This window comes from Pseudomonas sp. SWRI99, assembly GCF_014270125.1.
In the GTDB taxonomy this organism is placed as follows: domain Bacteria; phylum Pseudomonadota; class Gammaproteobacteria; order Pseudomonadales; family Pseudomonadaceae; genus Aquipseudomonas; species Aquipseudomonas hamedanensis.
Window position 1 is genome coordinate 147685 of the sequence record NZ_JABWQR010000014.1, and the last position, 13189, is coordinate 160873.

13 protein-coding genes are annotated in these 13189 nt (G+C 62.2%); 7 read left to right on the plus strand and 6 right to left on the minus strand.

Annotated elements, in window-relative coordinates; translation table 11 throughout:
- Positions 1-52: 52 nt before the first annotated feature.
- Positions 53-799 carry a tellurite resistance TerB family protein gene (locus HU743_RS13815; RefSeq protein ID WP_186649198.1) on the minus strand — a complete coding sequence of 249 codons (747 nt, stop codon included), beginning with the start codon at positions 797-799 and terminating at the stop codon, positions 53-55.
- A gap of 257 nt (positions 800-1056) precedes the next feature.
- On the opposite strand from HU743_RS13815, the gene pcsA reads away from it, so the two are divergent.
- Positions 1057-1779, plus strand: a complete 723-nt coding sequence (gene pcsA / locus HU743_RS13820; protein ID WP_186551637.1) for a phosphatidylcholine synthase — start codon at positions 1057-1059, stop codon at positions 1777-1779.
- A 123-nt stretch (positions 1780-1902) separates the two neighbouring features.
- Here the strand turns inward: pcsA and HU743_RS13825 are convergent, their stop codons facing one another.
- The 5 genes from HU743_RS13825 to HU743_RS13845 form a co-directional block, all read right to left on the minus strand.
- The gene (locus HU743_RS13825; protein WP_186632937.1) at positions 1903-2715 is read right to left on the minus strand and encodes a class I SAM-dependent methyltransferase; all 813 of its coding nucleotides are present in this window, start codon (positions 2713-2715) and stop codon (positions 1903-1905) included.
- Positions 2716-2748: 33 nt separating this feature from the next.
- The gene (locus tag HU743_RS13830) at positions 2749-3021 is read right to left on the minus strand and encodes a DUF4242 domain-containing protein (RefSeq protein WP_186649178.1); all 273 of its coding nucleotides are present in this window, start codon (positions 3019-3021) and stop codon (positions 2749-2751) included.
- Between the two features lie 167 nt (positions 3022-3188).
- Entirely contained in the window at positions 3189-4400 is a 1212-nt protein-coding gene (locus HU743_RS13835; RefSeq protein ID WP_186649180.1) for a cytochrome c biogenesis protein DipZ, read from the minus strand.
- An 87-nt stretch (positions 4401-4487) separates the two neighbouring features.
- Complete coding sequence (locus tag HU743_RS13840; protein ID WP_186649182.1) at positions 4488-4868, minus strand: hypothetical protein; 381 nt, start codon at positions 4866-4868, stop codon at positions 4488-4490.
- A 32-nt stretch (positions 4869-4900) separates the two neighbouring features.
- Positions 4901-5164, minus strand: coding sequence for a DUF2790 domain-containing protein (locus HU743_RS13845; protein ID WP_016775158.1), 264 nt, complete (start codon positions 5162-5164; stop codon positions 4901-4903).
- Between the two features lie 298 nt (positions 5165-5462).
- Between HU743_RS13845 and HU743_RS13850 the strand changes: the two genes are divergently transcribed.
- The 6 genes from HU743_RS13850 (at position 5463) to HU743_RS13875 (ending at position 13107) form a co-directional block, all read left to right on the plus strand.
- Entirely contained in the window at positions 5463-6203 is a 741-nt protein-coding gene (locus HU743_RS13850; protein WP_102902756.1) for a response regulator, read from the plus strand.
- On the plus strand, positions 6200-7510 hold the full coding sequence (locus HU743_RS13855; protein ID WP_186649184.1) for a HAMP domain-containing sensor histidine kinase: 1311 nt from the start codon (positions 6200-6202) through the stop codon (positions 7508-7510). Before HU743_RS13850 ends, HU743_RS13855 begins: the two co-directional genes overlap by 4 nt.
- A gap of 230 nt (positions 7511-7740) precedes the next feature.
- Positions 7741-9924 carry a hypothetical protein gene (locus HU743_RS13860; protein ID WP_186649186.1) on the plus strand — a complete coding sequence of 728 codons (2184 nt, stop codon included), beginning with the start codon at positions 7741-7743 and terminating at the stop codon, positions 9922-9924.
- Complete coding sequence (locus HU743_RS13865) at positions 9911-10963, plus strand: FAD-dependent oxidoreductase (protein ID WP_186649188.1); 1053 nt, start codon at positions 9911-9913, stop codon at positions 10961-10963. The genes HU743_RS13860 and HU743_RS13865 overlap by 14 nt, the downstream gene beginning before the upstream one ends.
- A 134-nt stretch (positions 10964-11097) precedes the next feature.
- Positions 11098-12144, plus strand: a complete 1047-nt coding sequence (locus HU743_RS13870; RefSeq protein WP_186649190.1) for a class I SAM-dependent methyltransferase — start codon at positions 11098-11100, stop codon at positions 12142-12144.
- Positions 12145-12198: 54 nt separating this feature from the next.
- A complete protein-coding gene (locus tag HU743_RS13875; protein WP_238351743.1) occupies positions 12199-13107 on the plus strand; it encodes an NAD-dependent protein deacetylase in 909 nt (302 codons plus the stop codon).
- The last annotated feature ends 82 nt before the right edge of the window (positions 13108-13189 follow it).

Here is a 13189-nt window from a genome sequence, read left to right on the forward strand (position 1 = left end):
TCGTTGCGCTAGGGGGATTACCCTTTGTGGGCTGCGATCTTTTGATGTTGCTTCAGGCTCGCCGTTTGGCCTGGTGTTCCAGATGCACTTGCAGGTCAGGATCGATTTTTAACGCTGACGCAAGCCCATCGAGATAGCTGCGTTCGGCGTCCTGTTGATCGTCGACCAGCATGACGCTCGCCAGATACATTTCGGCGGCTACGGCTGGGTCGTTTTGCGCAGACTGCGCTACTTCAGCAGGGTTCAGCGGTTTGGCGACTTCAGCGTCGAGCCATTGCTGCAATTGCGGGTCGGCAGTGTGCTTGCCGATTTCACTGCTGATCAGGTGCTTTTCCGATGCGTCGATGCGCCCGTCAGCCTTGGCGGCGGCGATCAGGGCGCGCAGTACCGCGTGGCTGTGGGTTTCGATTTGTGGGCCGGCGAGCAAGTCGGCGGTTTGTGGCATCTGTTGCGGCGCCGTGCTGGCCTGGCTGCGTTGCCAGGCTTGATACGCTTGGTAGGCCATCATTCCCAGCGATGCCAATGCTGCGTAATTCGTGCCACCGGCGCGATTTCGACTGCCGCCGCCCAGTGCACCGCCGAGCCCGCCACCGCCGAGCAAGCCACCGAGTAAACCGCCCAGGCCGCCAAGCCCGCCAGAAGAAGTCGCACCACCCGCCCCGGCCTGACTGCCGCCGCCCAACAGGCCGCCGAGCAATCCGCCCAGTCCGCCCAAACCGTCACTGGCCGAAGCCCCGCGTTGTTGTCCCGCCGAGGCCTGGCCTCGCAGTAATTGTTCGAGCAAATCGCTGGTATTCATGACGTCTTCCTCAAGGGCCTCGCCCCATTGCGTCAGGCAACGATAGACCGCCATGGCCACAGCGCCAGCACCGTTGGGCTGACACCGGCTCGCCGATGGCTTGTCACGCAGGACATTTTTCGTCAGCGAGCTAAGATTCAAGGGTGGTGAACCTTATCCCGGCCAGACCGGTCGATAGCTGCAACCCGACCCGGTTTGCCGACGCCCTTTTTCCCAGGGCGATACCCGGCTTGCTTCACTTTTTGGAGAACGCCCCCGTGATATCGACCGTACACATTGCCAGGCTCAAAGCATGGGGCGCCCATGGCTTTACCGCGACCGGCGTGGTGACCGCCTTCCTCGCCACCCTGGCCCTGTTGGAAAACCAGCCGATCCATTGCCTGATGTGGCTGGGTGTAGCGTTGATCGTCGACGGCCTCGATGGTGCGCTGGCGCGCAAGGTCAACGTGCAATCGGTATTGCCGAGTTTCGACGGCTCGATCCTCGATCTGGTGATCGATTACCTGACCTACGTATTCATCCCGGCGCTGTTTATCTATCGCTACATTCCTTTGCCTGAATACACCCTGCTGCTGACGGTGTCGCTGATTCTGGTGTCGTCGCTGTTCTGCTTCTGCAACGTCAACATGAAGAGCAAGGACAACTACTTTGTCGGCTTTCCGGCGGCGTGGAATGTGGTTGCCTTGTGTCTGTACATCATTGGCCCGGGGCCGTGGATTACCTTTCTCACGGTGATCGGTCTGGCATTGCTGACCGTGACGCGGATGAAGTTTCTGCACCCGTTCCGCGTACGCCGGTTCATGCCGATCAACATTGCAGTGACGGCGATCTGGCTGTTGTGCAGCTTGTCACTGGTGCTCAATCACCCGGTGATCAACCCGTTGGTGATGGGCTTGTGGTTGTTGATGTCGGCTTATTTCCTGGGGATCTGCATCTGGCGCACGGCGCTGGAGTGGTTTGATCGGCCGCAGATGAAATAATCACATCTCCCCTGTAGGAGTGAGCCTGCTCGCGATAGCGGTGTATGAGTCAAATAATGGTTGGCTGACACACCGCTATCGCGAGCAGGCTCACTCCTACAGGGGATCTCCGTTAATCCAAAGTCAGCGCTTGGTAATCACCACCTCCAGATATTCGCTCGGCACCACCAGCGAATCCTCCCCCGCCCGGTTCGAGCGATTGAGCAACGCCGTCAAATCGTCCTCCAGTGCCTGCCCACCCTCCCCCGGCAACACCGCGAATGCCTTATGCACAGGCCCGTACCAGTGGCGAAAGACGTCAATGAAATGCGCCGCCGAGCGGTAGCGGAAATTGAAGTGGCTGCGGGTCACGCGGACGACAAAGTCGCGATCGTCGAAGTGCTTGTGCAGCCACGCATCCGAGCCCCAATTGGACGGTGGCTGAGCAACGGCTGGCGGTGGCAGATGCTGGCCGAGCGTTTTGAACATCTGGCCGACGAAACCTTCCGGCGTCCAGTTGGCCAGACCGATGCGTCCGCCGCGTCGGCATACCCGCCCCAGTTCAGCAGCGGCCGCGACCTGATCGGGTGCGAACATCACGCCGAACGTCGACAGTACAGCGTCGTAACTCTCATCGGGAAAAGGCAGCGCTTCGGCATCGGCCACCTGAAAGATCACCTCCAAATGCTCGGCCCGGGCACGATCCTGGCCGCGCTCCAGCAGTGCCGCGACGTAATCGGTCGAGGTCACCACACAACCGCGCCGCGCCGCCGCCAGCGTCGCATTGCCATTGCCGGCCGCGACATCCAGCACCTGCTCATCACAGCGCAGGTCGCAGGCCTCGGCGAGGTTTTCGCCGACGATTTGCAAGGTGGTGCCGATCACGGCGTAGTCGCCACTGGCCCAGGCGACTTTCTGACGTTCCTTTAAGGTAGTGAGATCAATCGGGGTACTCATGGCTTCGAGCTCCGCTACAGATTGGGTATGCCGTTACTCGGCCGTGGTCGGGTCGATGACCCGCATCACCCGTGCCACGCTGTTGGCGGGAAACCCACCAAGCCGGGCATGCTCGCGCACCTGGCCTTCATCGGGTGCAATGTAGACGCAATAGATTTTGTCGGCGGTAACGTAGCTGTGCAGCCACTGCACCTGCGGCCCGAGTTCACGCAATACCTGGCAGGAGGTCTGTGACACTGTTTTGAGTTGTTGTTCCGACAGCGTCCCTGCACCCGGAATCTCGCGTTCAATCACGAATCTGGGCATGGCAACCTCGCGCTCTTGCTGTGTCGCAGGGTCGGCAGTGGCCCTGCTCCCTTACTATCGCGCCGAGGCGCTGCGGCGTCCTTGCCGATCGTCCGGCAGAGCAGTAAAACAGCGGCTTTGCCGATGAGTGGTGGCCATCTGTTAAGCCGCTGCAACAGGTTGTGGGTTTACGCCTCGGGCGCCTTCGCTTCTTTCAGCAACTGCTGGATCATTTGCTCCTGCGCCTCGTAGCGACCTTCGCCAAAGTGGCTGTAACGCACCTGGCCCCTGGCGTCGATCAAGTAGTGCGCCGGCCAGTATTGATTGTTGAAGTTGCGCCAGATTGCGTAGTTGTTGTCGATGGCTACCGGGTAAGTGATACCGAGCTTTTTCACCTGATCCTTGACGTTGTTGATAATGCGCTCGTAGCCATATTCGGGAGTGTGGACACCGATTACCACAAGGCCGTCCTTCTCGTATTTCCTGGCCCACTCTTTGACGTACGGCAGAGTGTTCTGGCAGTTGATGCAGTCGTAGGTCCAGAAATCCACCAGTACCACTTTGCCGCGCAAAGACTCGGGGCTGAGCTCCGGTGAATTGAGCCACTGCACGGCGCCGGACAGCGACGGCATGGCGCCTTTGGCTTCATCCATCATCGAATCGGCGCGGACCTTGCTGACGAAGTAATCGACCACTTTCGGTACGTTTTCCAGAACGTTTTTCTCGACGCTGGCGACGCCCTCGGAGGACGTGCCGGCGAGCAGGGTTTTGTCTGCGCCCGTCGAGATCACTGCAACGGTCGCAAGTACTGCCACCCCGGCACCGCGACGCAACCAGCCGCTGAACGGGATCGACGGTTTCAGCCGATTGACCAGACCGCGCCCGGCGAAAATCAATGTCCCCAGCGACAAGGCACTGCCGGCGCCGTAAGCCACCAGCAACAGGCTGGTCTGCGCATTGGCACCTTGCAGCATCGCTCCGGTGAGAATCACCCCGAGGATCGGCCCCGCACACGGCGCCCACAGCAGACCGGTAGCGACGCCAAGCATGATCGAGCCCATCGGGCCGGCGCGTTTACGGGTGTCCTGGTCGAGGCGGTTGCCCAGCGCAACAAAGGGCCGGGTCAGCCAGTCGCCGACGCGTGACGAGATCAGCGACAGGGCAAACAGCGCCATCACGACCAAGGCAACGTGGCGGCCGGTGTTACTGGCCTGAATCACCCACTCGCTGCTGACCACGGCGAGGCTTGAGATCAGCGCGAAGGTCAGCGCCATGCCGCCGAGGGTCAGCAAGATCGAGGAGCGCGTACGGTTGGCGCCAGCGAACAGAAACGGCACCACCGGCAGGATGCAGGGACTGAGGACGGTCAGCAGACCGCCGAAAAATGCAATGAGGTACATAGGGGGTCACCTTGAATGGGGGCTGGGCACGCAACCGGCCAGCGAGGGAAACACCCCCTCGCTAGCGCGCTTTATTGACGCCGTGACTCATGCGTTCTGGCCGTCGAGCAACTGCCCTTGAGGCGTGCGACTGGTACCGTTTTCTGCGACCAGTTGGCCTTGAGGTGTACGGCTGGAGCCATCAGCGGCGAGGGTCTGGCCTTGTGGCGTGCGGCTGGAGCCATCAGCGGCGACCAACTGGCCCTGCGGCGTGCGGCTGGAGCCATCAGCGGCGACCAACTGGCCCTGCGGTGTGCGGCTGGAACCATCGGCGGCGATCAAGGCATCGCTGCCCTCCTTCGCCACCGTCGTCAGCTGGAAGCAAGTGCTGCTGGCGCAACTGCTCTGTTCGACGGCGCTGTTGGCATGGGCCGCAACACCGGCGAAGGAAAAGGCAACAGCGGTTAAAAAGCGCGAGACGTTGTTCATGGCAAAACTCCTTGCAGAAAGTTGGGGATGACTCAGTTCTGGTTGTTGCAGCCGTCAGCGAATTTGCTGTAATCCAGCTCGCGGGTCTTGCCGGCGGAATCGAGGTAGGTCATGCGCGCCTCGGTGATGCCGCAGGTCACCGAGGTGTCCTCAGTCATCGACAGCACTTTCTGGATATCCAGATGCGTGCCGTAGGTGTAGGTTTGCCGGCTGACGTCAGCTTCGGCGTGGGCCGACAGAGTGCAGATGTTCAGCGCGGCGAACAGGCAGGCGGCGAATACGGATTTGTTGTTCATGGTGTAGTCCTCAAGGCTTCAGTGGGTTTGAGCCGAGGCGAACTGTGTGTGCCTCGATGGAGCCTATTTGAGGCTCTTGAGGTATCGCGTCTGTGTCAGGAAAGGACGAGAATCACTCGCTGTGTATCCGCGTCCGGCATAGATACACAGCGATACAAAACCCCGAAAAAATCGCGTTTTTGCGTCATCGTGTATCCGCCGTTGCGGCAGATACACTGCAATACAAAGGCAGGCAGGCGTGCGGCTAACGGCGCTATAGACTGCACGGCATTCCCCCTTCCCACAGAGGCTGCAACCGATGGAACATGTCGATCACATTCTCATCGTCGACGACGATCGCGAGATCCGTGAACTGGTGGGTAACTACCTGAAGAAAAACGGCCTGCGTACCACAGTGGTCGCCGATGGTCGGCAGATGCGCAGTTTTCTCGAAGCCAACACAGTCGACCTGATCGTGCTCGACATCATGATGCCCGGCGACGATGGCCTGCAGCTGTGTCGGGAACTGCGCGTCGGCAAACACAAAGCCACGCCGGTGTTGATGCTCACCGCGCGCAACGATGAAACCGACCGCATCATCGGCCTGGAAATGGGTGCCGACGATTACCTGACCAAACCGTTCGCCGCCCGTGAATTGCTGGCGCGCATCAACGCCGTGCTGCGCCGCACACGGATGTTGCCGCCAAATCTGGTGGTCACTGAAGCCGGGCGCTTGCTCGCCTTTGGCCGCTGGCAACTGGATACCTCGGCCCGCCATTTGCTGGACAAGGACGGCACCATGGTCGCCCTCAGCGGCGCCGAATATCGCTTGCTGCGGGTGTTTCTCGACCACCCGCAACGGGTCCTCAGCCGCGATCAACTGCTGAACCTGACCCAGGGCCGCGACGCCGATCTGTTCGACCGTTCCATCGACTTGCTGGTCAGCCGCCTGCGTCAGCGTCTGCTCGACGATGCCCGCGAGCCGGCCTACATCAAGACCGTGCGCAGTGAGGGGTATGTGTTTTCCCTGCCGGTCGAACTGCTCGGGGCGCCGGCATGAATTTCAAGCTGCAATGGCCGCGCACCCTCGCCTCGCGTCTGTCGCTGATTTTCCTGATCGGGCTGATTCTGGCCCAGGGTCTGTCGTTCGGCGCGCAGTATTACGAGCGTTACCAGAGCGCCAAAAGCACCATGCTCGGCAACCTCGAAACCGATGTTGCGACCTCGATGGCGATCCTCGATCGCCTGCCCGCCGCCGAGCGCGAGGCTTGGCTGCCGCGCCTGGCGCGGCGTAATTACGCCTACCTGCTCAATGAAGGCGAGCCGGGCATGCCGGTCACCTCAGGGGATGAATCGGTGGCCATCGCCTCGATCACCGCCGCCATTGGCGCCACCTACCCGGTGGTCTTTACCGAAATTCCCGGTGGGCCAAGGCGGCATTTCCAGGGCCACCTGCGCCTGAGTGACGGCAGCCCGGTGACCATTGATATACGTCCGGCGATGGTGCCGCTTTCACCGTGGTTGCCGGTGGTGCTGCTGGGCCAATTGGCGCTGCTGATCCTGTGCACCTGGCTCGCCGTGCGCATCGCGATCCGCCCCCTCACTCGCCTCGCCAACGCGGTGGAAACCCTTGACCCCAACGCGCACCCGATCAAGCTCGACGAGCATGGCCCGACCGAAGTGGTCCACGCGGCGCGGGCGTTCAACGCCATGCAGACGCGCATCGCAGCCTACCTGAAGGAACGCATGCAGTTGCTCGCAGCGATTTCCCACGACCTGCAAACACCGATCACGCGGATGAAACTGCGCGCCGAATTCATGGACGACTCGGTGGAGAAAGACAAGCTGAGCAGCGACCTCGGCGAGATCGAGCATCTGGTGCGTGAAGGCGTGGCCTACGCCCGAAGTATCCACGGCGCTACCGAGGAAAGTCGGCGCACCGATCTCGACTCGTTTTTAGACAGTCTGGTGTTCGATTACCAGGACATGGGCAAGGACGTGCAGCTCGGCGGCAAAAGCAAAGCCGTGATCGATACCCGTCCGCAGGCACTGCGCCGGGTGCTGGTGAACCTGACCGATAACGCGCTGAAATTCGCCGGCGCCGCGCAATTGCAGGTTGAAGCGGATGGCAACAGTCTGTCGGTGAAAGTCCTGGATCGTGGACCGGGCATCGCCGAGGATGAGCTGGCGCAGGTGATGGAGCCGTTCTACCGCGTGGAGAACTCGCGCAACCGCGACACTGGCGGTACCGGCCTGGGCCTGGCGATTGCCCAGCAACTGGCCATGGCGCTGGGCGGGTCTCTGACTTTGAGCAATCGCGAGGGCGGCGGCCTGTGTGCCGAGCTGAAATTGCCGCTGCAGGGTTAGGCGTGCAAACAACGCCGTTTAAAGCTGTTTCGCAGACCACCCCACCACCGACAACACCTTGGGCATGTGCCTACAGCCTCGCCGGAATCGACCGACTGTTGCGCTTGAGCAAAGGGCTTTACTGTTGATGGCGTGACCCTCACGCCCCGCTACTGTCAGATCTGACAGTAGCGGCCCACAGCGCTCTGCTGTCTCATGACGATTCGCCCGAATCGTACCGAGGTGCCGCCATGGCTCTGCTCGAATCCGTCACTCAGATCTGCCGGCGACTGGCACCCGGCGGCTGGCATTCGCTGATGCTGGCCCATGGGCTGGACCTGCTCGCCGAACCGCTGGCGGCTGAATTGGGCCGAACGCTGGCCATCAACCGAGCGCTGCCAGGATTTGAAGACTTCGCCGCGGACGGTGAGCGCGCAGTAACAGCGGCGGCGCCTTCGCGCAGCTTGCTGTATCACGCGCTGGCGTCGCCGCGAGTGACAGTCGATGACAAAGGTCAGGCCTTGCAGCTGTTCCCCACGGCCGGCGAAATCGAGACTGTTCTGGACTATGTCTACAGCCTTGATCCGCCCACGCTGGAGCAACTGCGCCTGACCGCCCGGGGCGCGCCGTTGGCGGTGGTCGCGTTTGCCAGCGAGTATCGCTGCGCCGCCGACACCGTGCATGGCCGACACGCCGACCTGTGCTTTTCGCGCACCGGCATCGCCCGTGTCGGCACCGCGCCCGCCCGCTATGACGCCGGGCTGCGTAGCTTTCTGCCGTTTGTCGACAACGACGCCCACGGCATCCGCGTGATGCCGGTACGCTACAGCGCCTGGGTTGCCATGCAGTTGCCCGGCGATGCCCAGCGTTTTGGGCCGATGGACTTTCAGGATGAGGTCGATCCCGGCCTGGAGTTCTGGGTGCCGCTGCACAAACTGTTCGATGGCCCGCAGTGCCTGGCCGGCATGGCACTGGCGGTGACGCTGGAGAATCATCAGGTCAACGAAAAGCTGCGCCACGTCCATTTGCGTCACAGCGGCACGGGCTGGCAAGAACCGGAAATCAGCCAGCCGCCTTTCGTCGTGAGTACGGGGCTGGCCCACTGGGCAGACGCCGAAGACTTCGGCCCGGGTCTGCTGCTGCCGCAACCGCGAACGCGCCTGGTCGAACCCGTCGAGTTTCAGGGCCAGCCGCTGTCATTCCTGATGCCGGCCAACACCGGCGGGATGGTTCACGGTCGTCACAAGCTCACAGCGGACGGCCGTATCGAAGACCTTAACCAACGCGAAGACGTCGAAGCGCTCGTGCGCCAGGGTGGCTATCGGGCCTTGCATTATCAGGACGCCACAGCCGATGGCTGGGTGCGGCCGCATTGTCCGGCGCTGGCGGACAGCTTGCCAGCAATCGCTGCCTATTCGGTGATCGGCCCTCCCGACTTTTACCCACTATGCACGCAGCGCAAATTGCTGCGATGGGTCAACGACGAACCGATTCTCGCCAGCCCCGATATCTGGCACGCCCGACTGCAAGCGCTATCGAATGTGCGCTACTGCGCCAACCTCGACTTGAAAGACCAGTTATTTTCGCCCGACGATCGCGGCGTGACGGCAATCGTCGCGCTGGCCGAGCATGGCGACCCGGCTCAAGGCCAGAGGTCACATCCCGAGGTCTTGCGCCCGTCTTCGCTGCCCGACAGTGCTGCCGGTGTTTTTGGCCCGGGGTGGGAAGTCGGCTGGGTTCGGCGGCCAGCAGCCGATGCGCAATGGCTCAACATGCTGGCCGGCTATCAGATGGCCAGCCCATTCCCCGAAGATGCGAAAATCTGCGCGGCATTGGGCTCCTTCTGGCCCGGGGTGGCACCGGATTCGGCGCGTGTCTTCGAACCCCGCTCAAGCCTGCACAGCATTATTCCGCTGACGGATCAGGAAATCGGTGGGGACGGCGCGGTTGCCTGGGACGATCAGCGCGGGCCACAACTGATTGTCCAGGAGGATCGGCTGATTGTTCAGTATCGCGCCTATGCCCACGCCGACTACACCCAGGTGGCCCTCGACGGCCGTTTCTCCCTGAGCATGACCGGCAAAACGTCGCAGCACGCCTATGAGCAGCGTGTCTTGTCGATGTATCGGGTGTACCGCGCGCTCGGCGCTGATAGCGACACAACCCTGCGCAACGCCTGGCCCCTGTTGTCGCTGCGCGATGTGCAGCGCCCCGACGGTGAGCTGAACACGGCGCAACAGGAAGCCGGACTGATCCTCGAAGGTTGGGTGTTGCGTTTTTTCATGTACAAGCGCGGCGCCGTGCAGATTGCCGAAGAGGACTTCAAGTTGCGCAACGTCGAGGTCGAAGAACAGGTGATTCTGCTGGTCAGCGCCGATGCCATTTTGATGAAACCTGACGCTCTGCCCTGGCAGGTCGTCAGTGACGCGGTTTGATGTCGTTGTTGTCGGCGCCGGTCCCGCAGGCTGCGCCTGTGCGATCAGTTGCGCCCAGCGAGGCCTGCGGGTGGCTTTGGTCGAGCGCCGGCCGTTCCCACGATTTCGCCCCGGCGAAAGTCTGCATCCGGGCATCGAGCCGTTGTTGCAACAACTCGGCGTCGCCGGACAATTATGCTCCCCGGCAGCCATGCGTTTTGACGGGCACTGGATACACTGGGACGGCCCGCCGCGTTTCAGCCCCTTTGGCGCGGATGAGAATGGCCCGTGGCGGGGTTTCCAGATTGCCCGGGCCGACCTCGATGGCGCCTTGCTGCAACAAGCACGGCGGCTCGGCGTGCATGTGCGCCAGCCGTGCCGCGCGAGCAAAGTGCTCACTCTCGATGCCCGCGTGACAGGCCTGGAAACGGACAGCGGTTGCCTGCACGCTACCTGGCTGATCGATGCCAGCGGCGCCACTGGCTGGCTGGGCCGGCAATTGGCGCTGCCGGATCAAGCGGGTTCACCGCCGCTCCAGGTGCGCTATGGTTATCTTCACGGCTGTCTCGATCCTTACGCAAACACCCCGCACCTGCTGGCCGTGCCTTACGGCTGGACCTGGATCGCTCAGGTCCAGACACAATTGCTGCACTGGACAAACCTGGCATTCGCAACTGATCGGGCGCAAAACGCTGACCGGCAAATGCTGCCCGAAGCGCTGCGTGTACTGCCGCAAGCCGGCCCGACCCGCGGCGCCGACGTCGGCTGGCGTATCAGCAAGGCCGCCGCCGGCAATGGCTATTTTCTGGTCGGCGACTGCGCAAGCCGGCTCGATCCGGCGGCGTCACACGGTGTGCTCAAGGCGCTGATGAGCGGCATGCAGGCGGCACAAGCGGTTCACGACTGCCTTCGGCGGCCTATATTAGAAGCGGTGGTACAGGCGCAATACCGGCAATGGCTGCATGCCTGGTTTGAACGCGACGCGACCCAACTGCGCCACTTCTACCGCCAGCATCCCTACCCGCCACAATGGCTCGGTTGCCCGGCAAAACCGAGCTAGACTCATTCATTACCCAGTCGAGGGGGACGCAGGACTTCAGCGGTGCCCTGCCCTAATCCGTGACCACCGCCCGGTGGCGCCTGCCTCGACACTCAACGCCGCCGGACGGTGATCCTGTTTCAGGAGCACACGTGATGAATGAGGCGAAACTCAACGAATTCATGGGCAAATTGCTCAACGACATGGGCGGCGCGGCCATGCTGGCCAATGTCATCGTCGGCGAAGAGCTCGGCTTGTACCGGGCCATGGCCGACAGCCAACCGATCAGCCCCGAAGCCCTCGCCGCGAAAACCACCTGCAACCCGCGTCTGGTGCGCGAATGGCTCAGCGCACACGCGGCGTCCGGCTACATGGAACACCGTGACGGCCAGTTCCGTTTGCCGGAAGAACAAGCGCTGGCGCTGGCGGTGGAAGACTCGCCGGTGTATGTCGCCGGCGGGCTCGGGGTGGTGGCGTCGTTTTTCCATGACAAGGACAAACTGGTCAAAGCCATGCGCGGCAACGGCGCCCTGCCATGGGGCGATCACCATCCATGCATGTTCTCCGGCACCGAGCGGTTCTTCCGCCCCGGCTACAAGGGCCACCTGATCGCCGAATGGCTGCCGGCGCTGGACGGCGTAGTGGCCAAACTCGAACGCGGTGGCAAAGTCGCCGACATCGGCTGCGGTCACGGCGCCTCGACGGTAATCATGGCTCAGGCCTTTCCCCGGTCGCAGTTTGTCGGTTTCGACTTTCATGCGCCGTCGATCACGGTCGCCACCCAACGGGCCGAAGAAGGCGGTGTCGGCAACCGGGCCGGCTTCTTCGAGGCCACGGCAAAAAACTACCCCGGCGGCGACTACGATCTGATTTGCTTTTTCGATTGCCTGCACGACATGGGCGACCCAGTCGGCGCCGCACGCCACGCTTACGACTCGCTGAAAGACGATGGCACCGTGTTGCTGGTCGAACCGTTCGCCAACGACAAGCTTGACGATAATTTCAACGCGGTCGGACGGTTGTTTTATGCGGCTTCGACGTTCATTTGCACCCCCAACTCGCTGTCCCAGGAAGTCGGCCTCGGCCTCGGTGCGCAAGCCGGCGAAATGCGCCTGCGCAAAGTGTTTACCGAGGCCGGATTCAAGCAGTTCCGCCGAGCCACGCAGACGCCGTTCAACCTGATTCTGGAGGCGCGCAAGTAGACGATGCGGATCGCGTGCTAACCTGCTGGCACTGCCCACTCTGGAGTGCTGACCATGCTCGACAGCCCGACCCGCGACCTCGACACGCTGCAACAGGCGATGGCCGATGGCGATTTTCTCGTGCTGACCGGGGCCGGGATCAGCACGCCGTCGGGCATTCCCGATTACCGTGACAGCGAAGGCGTACGCCGTGGCCGGCAGCCGATGATGTACCAGGAATTCCTCGCGGCCGCGGAGTCTCGTCGTCGCTACTGGGCGCGGGCCATGCTCGGCTGGCCGAAGGTGCGCCAGGCGCAGCCGAATGCGGCGCACCAGGCATTGGCCGCGCTGCAGCGCCATGGGCTGATCCGCGATCTCATCACGCAAAACGTCGACGCCCTCCACGATCAGGCCGGCAGTGCTGATGTGATCGAACTGCATGGCAACTTGCATCGTGTGCTGTGCCTGGATTGCGGCCAGCGCAGTGAGCGCGACGCAATTCAGCAGTTGATGGAACGGCAAAACCCCTATCTGGCGGGCGTGGATGCCGTGCAGGCACCCGATGGCGACACCCTGCTCGACCCGGCGTTCGAGGCACGCTTCGAGGTGCCGCATTGCCCTCATTGTGCCGGCGAGCGGTTGAAACCGGATGTGGTGTTTTTCGGTGAGAACGTCGCGCAACACACCGCCGCCCGTGCGATGGCCGCGGCAGAGCATGCTGCGGGAATGTTGGTGGTAGGTTCTTCGTTGATGGCGTATTCGGCGTTTCGCCTGTGCCGGGTGATCTCTGACCGCGGCAAGCCGCTGATTGCGCTCAATCTGGGCAAGACTCGCGCGGACAATTTGCTCGACCTGAAGATCGAAGCGTCTTGCGAACAGCTGTTGCCGCTGCTGACCGAACCGGGCAATGAACTGTCGGCAGCGGCGCAAGCATTATTCGACATTCTCCAGCAGGAAAACCTGAGCGAACGCCTGTCTTCCTGATTGCCCCGATCCCCTGTAGGAGTGAGCCTGCTCGCGATAGCGGTCTTTCAGTCAAAAATATTCAGCTGACGGACCGCTATCG

Coding starts and splice junctions, on each gene's coding strand:
- HU743_RS13815 (WP_186649198.1), bottom strand. CDS start 799: ATGAATACCAGCGATTTGCTCGAACAATTACTGCGAGGCCAGGCCTCG.
- HU743_RS13825 (WP_186632937.1), bottom strand. CDS start 2,715: ATGAGTACCCCGATTGATCTCACTACCTTAAAGGAACGTCAGAAAGTC.
- HU743_RS13830 (WP_186649178.1), bottom strand. CDS start 3,021: ATGCCCAGATTCGTGATTGAACGCGAGATTCCGGGTGCAGGGACGCTG.
- HU743_RS13835 (WP_186649180.1), bottom strand. CDS start 4,400: ATGTACCTCATTGCATTTTTCGGCGGTCTGCTGACCGTCCTCAGTCCC.
- HU743_RS13840 (WP_186649182.1), bottom strand. CDS start 4,868: ATGAACAACGTCTCGCGCTTTTTAACCGCTGTTGCCTTTTCCTTCGCC.
- HU743_RS13845 (WP_016775158.1), bottom strand. CDS start 5,164: ATGAACAACAAATCCGTATTCGCCGCCTGCCTGTTCGCCGCGCTGAAC.
- HU743_RS13850 (WP_102902756.1), top strand. CDS start 5,463: ATGGAACATGTCGATCACATTCTCATCGTCGACGACGATCGCGAGATC.
- HU743_RS13855 (WP_186649184.1), top strand. CDS start 6,200: ATGAATTTCAAGCTGCAATGGCCGCGCACCCTCGCCTCGCGTCTGTCG.
- HU743_RS13860 (WP_186649186.1), top strand. CDS start 7,741: ATGGCTCTGCTCGAATCCGTCACTCAGATCTGCCGGCGACTGGCACCC.
- HU743_RS13870 (WP_186649190.1), top strand. CDS start 11,098: ATGAATGAGGCGAAACTCAACGAATTCATGGGCAAATTGCTCAACGAC.
- HU743_RS13875 (WP_238351743.1), top strand. CDS start 12,199: ATGCTCGACAGCCCGACCCGCGACCTCGACACGCTGCAACAGGCGATG.